General features: G+C 74.6%; 4 protein-coding genes and 1 pseudogene. 2 read left to right on the top strand and 3 right to left on the bottom strand.

The features are described 5' to 3' along the window. Nucleotides 1–190: pseudogene (locus HMPREF3105_RS11460) on the bottom strand (MGMT family protein); the annotation flags it as partial. A 44-nt stretch (nt 191–234) separates the two neighbouring features. On the opposite strand from HMPREF3105_RS11460, the gene HMPREF3105_RS11455 reads away from it, so the two are divergent. Continuing rightward, a complete protein-coding gene (locus HMPREF3105_RS11455) occupies nt 235–921 on the top strand; it encodes a 3'-5' exonuclease (RefSeq protein ID WP_036339262.1) in 687 nt (228 codons plus the stop codon). 28 nt (nt 922–949) lie between these two features. Here HMPREF3105_RS11455 and hemL read toward each other — a convergent pair whose 3' ends face one another. Beyond that, nucleotides 950–2,275: a glutamate-1-semialdehyde 2,1-aminomutase gene (hemL, locus tag HMPREF3105_RS11450; RefSeq protein ID WP_036381097.1), complete on the bottom strand. Its 1,326-nt coding sequence runs from the start codon at nt 2,273–2,275 to the stop codon at nt 950–952. Continuing rightward, a complete protein-coding gene (hemB, locus tag HMPREF3105_RS11445) occupies nt 2,272–3,258 on the bottom strand; it encodes a porphobilinogen synthase (protein WP_036314332.1) in 987 nt (328 codons plus the stop codon). Before hemB ends, hemL begins: the two co-directional genes overlap by 4 nt. Before the next feature lie 107 nt (nt 3,259–3,365). Here hemB and brnQ point away from each other — a divergent pair, with 107 nt between their 5' ends. After that, entirely contained in the window at nt 3,366–4,760 is a 1,395-nt protein-coding gene (gene brnQ / locus HMPREF3105_RS11440; protein WP_070709708.1) for a branched-chain amino acid transport system II carrier protein, read from the top strand. Nucleotides 4,761–4,786 lie beyond the last annotated feature (26 nt).

Here is a 4,786-nt window from a genome sequence, read left to right as displayed (position 1 = left end):
CGGGGCTCGATTCGGCCATCGCCCGGCCGGCCTGCCGCGGACCGCCGACCCCCAGCAGGCCGGCCAGCCCCCCGTAGCTGACGGCGCGTCCGGGCGGGACCAGACGGGCGAGCGCCTCGAGCCCCTCGCCGAGGGTGAGCGGTCCGTCGTCGCGGTGGCGGGCGCCGGGGAGCACAGGGTGATCGGTCACGACCCCATCCTGTCGTGTCCGCCGCTCCGGGTAGCGTGAGGCGCGTGACTTGGCATGAGAGCATCCGCGCCGGCTTCGACCTCGAGACCACCGGACGTGATCCGCGCACCGCGCTGATCGTGACCGCCACCCTGGTGATGGTGGACGAGCAGGGCCGCGCCGCGTCGTCGGCCGAGTGGCTCGTGGACCCGGGCGTGCCCATCCCGGCCGAGGCGGCCGAGGTCCACGGCGTCACCACGGAGCGGGCGCAGGCGGAGGGCATGCCCGCCGCGCAGGGTGTCACGGAGATCACCGAGACCCTGCGGGACCTGTTCGCCGCGGGCATCCCCGTGGTGGCGTTCAACGGCGTGTACGACTTCACGGTGATGGACCGGGAGGCGCGCCGCCACGGGCTGACGCCGCTCGAGGCCCGCCCCGTGATCGACCCGTTCGTGCTGGACAAGCAGGTGGACCGGTTCCGCAAGGGCAAGCGCACGCTCTCCGCGGTGTCCGAGCACTACGGGGTGACCCTGGAGAACGCGCACACCTCCGCGGCGGACGCCCTCGCCGCCGTCCAGGTGGCCGACGCCCTGGCCGCCCAGTACGAGCAGCTGCGCGTCGCGCCGGCGGACCTGCACGAGCGGCAGGTCCGCTGGAAGGCCGAGCAGGCGCAGAGCTTCGAGCAGTACCTGCGACGCAAGGACCCGCAGGCCACCGTCTCGCGCCACTGGCCGGTCGAGGCCGAGCGCTGAGCGCCCGGCCCCGACCCGCACCCGGGTCTCAGCCCTGGGGCGTCGCCGCCGCGGCCGCCTTCGCCGCGGCCGGCAGCGCGTCGAGCACCCGGGTGACCGCCGCGTCGTCGTGGGCGGCGGAGACGAACCAGGCCTCGAACACGGACGGCGGCAGGTACACGCCGGAGGCCAGCATCGACTGGAAGAACGGGGCGTAGCGGAAGACCTCCTGGCCCTGGGCGTCCCGGTAGTCCCGCACGCCGGTGCCGGAGGTGCCGAACGCCAGGGAGAACAGGGTGCCGGCCCGCTGGATCGAGTGGTCCACGCCCTCGGCGTCGAGCGCGGCCACGAGGCCCTCGCGCACGGCGTCCGAGGCGCGCGTCACGGCCGCGTAGACGGCCTCGTCGGCGCGGGAGAGCGTGGCGTGGCCGGCGGCCATGGCCACCGGATTCCCGGAGAGGGTGCCGGCCTGGTACACGGGGCCGAGCGGGGCCAGGTGGTCCATGATCTCGGCGGAGCCGCCCAGGGCGGCCGCGGGCATGCCGCCGCCGATCACCTTGCCGAAGCACCAGATGTCCGGGGTCCAGCCCTCGGGCTGTCCGGACAGGCCCCAGCCGCCCGTGGCGGTGGCGCGGAAGCCGGTGAGCACCTCGTCCCAGATCAGCAGCGCGCCGTGGCGGCGGGTGATCTCGCGCAGGAACGCGTTGAAGCCCTCGGCGGGCTCCACGACGCCCATGTTGCAGGGCACGGCCTCCGTGATGAGCGCGGCGATGCGCTCACCGTGCTCGGCGAACACGGCCTCGACGGCGGCGCGGTCGTTGTAGTCCACCACGAGGGTCTCGGAGGCGGCGGCCTCGGTGACGCCCGCGGAGCCGGGCAGGGCGGCGGTCGCCACGCCCGAGCCGGCCGCGGCCAGCAGGCCGTCCGAGTGGCCGTGGTAGCAGCCGGCGAACTTCACGATCAGGTTGCGGCCGGTCACGCCGCGGGCCAGGCGCAGGGCCGTCATGGTGGCCTCGGTGCCGGTGGACACGAAGCGCACGCGCTCGACCGGGACCTTGGAGGCGATCAGCTCGGCCAGCGCGGTCTCCTCCAGCGTGGAGGTGCCGAAGCCGAGGCCGCGGTCCACGGCGGCGTGCACGGCCTCGACGACCTCGGGGTGCTGGTGGCCCAGCAGCATGGGGCCCCACGAGCAGACCAGGTCCACGTACTCGTTGCCCTCGACGTCGGTCAGGTACGGGCCGCGTGCGCCGGCCATGAACCGGGGCGTGCCGCCCACCGAGCCGAAGGCGCGCACGGGCGAGTCGACGCCGCCGGGGATGACGGCCTGGGCCGCGGCGAAGGCGGCGGCGTTGGTGGTCGGCTGGGACGCGGTCACAGGGACCCCTCCTTCATCCAGCGGCCGAGCTCGGCCGCCCAGTAGGTGAGCACGGAGTCGGCGCCGGCGCGCCGGATGGAGAGCACGGACTCGACGATCGAGGCCTTCCGGTCGATCCAGCCGTGCGCGGCGGCGGCCTCGATCATCGCGTACTCCCCCGAGATCTGGTACGCGGAGACGGGCACGTCCGCCATGTCCGCCACGTCGCGCACGATGTCCAGGTAGCTCATCGCGGGCTTGACCATCACCATGTCCGCGCCCTCCTCGAGGTCGAGGGCGACCTCGAGCAGGGCCTCGCTCCGGTTGGCGGCGTCCATCTGGTAGGTCTTGCGGTCGCCCGTGAGCTGGGAGTCGACGGCGTCGCGGAACGGCCCGTAGAACGCCGAGGAGTACTTCGCGGCGTAGGCGAGGATCGCGGTCTCGTGGTGGCCGGCGCCCTCGAGGGCCTCCCGGATCACGCGGACCTGGCCGTCCATCATCCCGGAGGGGCCGAGCACGTCCGCACCGGCCTCGGCCTGCGCGACGCCCATCCGGGCGTAGATCTCCAGCGTCGCGTCGTTGTCCACGGCGCCCTCGGCGGTGAGCACGCCGCAGTGGCCGTGGTCGGTGAACTCGTCCAGGCACAGGTCGGACATCACGACGAGCCCGTCCCCCACCTCCGCCTTCACGTCCCGGATGGCCCGGTTCAGGACGCCGTCCGGGTCCAGGGCGGCGCTGCCGACGGCGTCGCGCGTGGTCGGCACGCCGAACAGCATGATGCCGCCCAGGCCCAGCTCGGCGGCCTCGGCCGCGGCGGCCTTGAGCGAGTCCGCGGTGTGCTGCACGACGCCCGGCATCGAGGCGATCGGCACGGGCTCGGCGGCGCCCTCCTTGATGAAGGCCGGCAGGATCAGCTCGGCGGGGTGCAGGCGCGTCTCGGCGGCGAGGCGGCGCATCGCGGCGGACCGGCGCAGACGCCGGGGACGGTGCAGCGGGAAGGACATGACGGGGTCACACGCTCCTGGTTCGGGGACCCGTCCAGTCTAGGCGCGGAGGCTGACCGCGCGCCGGGTACAGTCATGGCGCCCCGTTCGCCGTCGAGAGGCCCGTGATGCCCCCGCGCCTGCGCCCCGGTCAGACCCTGTTGCTGGCCTCGCTCGTCTTCGGCCTGTTCTTCGGCGCCGGCAACCTGATCTTCCCCGCCGGCCTGGGCCGGGATGCGGGCGCCGCGGTCACGCCGGCCACGCTCGGCTTCCTCGTCACGGCGGTGGGGCTGCCGGTCCTGGGCATCGTCGCCTCGGCGGTGACGGGGGCGCGCTCGGTCCGTGAGATGACGGCGCCCGTCTCCCGGCGCTTCGCCGTGGCGTTCACGTGCCTGCTGTACCTGACGATCGGCCCCCTCTTCGCCATCCCCCGCACCGCCACGGTGTCCTATGAGATCGGTGTCGCGCCCCTGGCGGGCGACGGCGGCCTGCGGCTGCTCGGCTTCACGGCGGCGTTCTTCGCGGTCGCCGCGGTGGCGGCGTTCCGTCCGGGCCGGCTCATGGAGTGGGTGGGGCGGTACCTGACCCCGGCGTTCCTGGTCCTGCTCGGCGCCCTGGTGGCGGCCGCCGTCGTGGCCCCGATGAGCACGGGCGCGCTGCCCTCGCCGACCCCCGCCTACGCCGACGGGGCGCTCGTGCGGGGCCTGCTGGACGGCTACGCCACGATGGACGCGCTCGCCTCGCTCGCCTTCGCGGTCGTGATCGTCGACGCCGCTCGGCGCCTGGGCGTGACGGGTCCGCGCCGCATGGCGGTGGAGCTGGGCAAGGCGGGGCTGGTCGGCGGCGCGGCGATGGCGGTGGTCTACGCCTCGCTGGCGTACGTCGGCGCCACGAGCCACGGCGCGTTCGCGCAGGCCACGAACGGCGGCGACGTCCTCGCCCGCAGCGCGAGCCACTTCTTCGGCACGGCGGGCGCGTACCTCATCGCGGCCATCGTCTTCGTCGCGTGCCTGAAGACCTGCATCGGACTGATCGTGGCGTGCGCCGAGATGTTCGCGGAGATGTTCCCCGGGTCCTACCGGCTGTGGGCGGGCCTCTTCCTCGTGGTGTCCTTCGCGCTCGCCAACCTGGGCCTGGAGGCGATCATCGCCTGGTCCGTCCCGGTGCTGATGTTCCTCTACCCGATCGCCGTCGTCGTCATCCTGCTCGGCCTCGCCTGGGCCTGGGTGCGGGGCTGCCCGGCGGTGGCCCGCTGGGTGGTCGCCTGCACGGGGCTCGCCGCCTTCTTCGACCTGCTGGGCGCCCTGCCGGAGGCGCTCGCGACGACGCCGCCCGTCACCGCCCTGACGGGCCTGGCCGGCCGGGTGCTGCCCGGCTACGCGGTCGGCTTCGGCTGGGTGGTCCCGGCGCTCGTCGGGCTGGTCGTCGGCACAGTGGCCGCCGCCTCGCGGCCCCGCCCCCGCCGGGGCGAGCGGGAGGCGATCCCGGTCACCGCCGGCCACGGGCGCACCGCCGCCGACTAGGTGTTGTGGGTCATGAGGTTCTTGCC

This window comes from Micrococcus sp. HMSC31B01 (assembly GCF_001816085.1).
Lineage (GTDB): Bacteria > Actinomycetota > Actinomycetes > Actinomycetales > Micrococcaceae > Micrococcus > Micrococcus luteus.
This window is presented reverse-complemented; position numbering and strand designations above follow the sequence as displayed.

Bases quoted from the DNA above. Each gene is read 5' to 3' on its own strand.
- hemB (WP_036314332.1), bottom strand. From the start codon at position 3,258: ATGTCCTTCCCGCTGCACCGTCCCCGGCGTCTGCGCCGGTCCGCCGCG.
- brnQ (WP_070709708.1), top strand. From the start codon at position 3,366: ATGCCCCCGCGCCTGCGCCCCGGTCAGACCCTGTTGCTGGCCTCGCTC.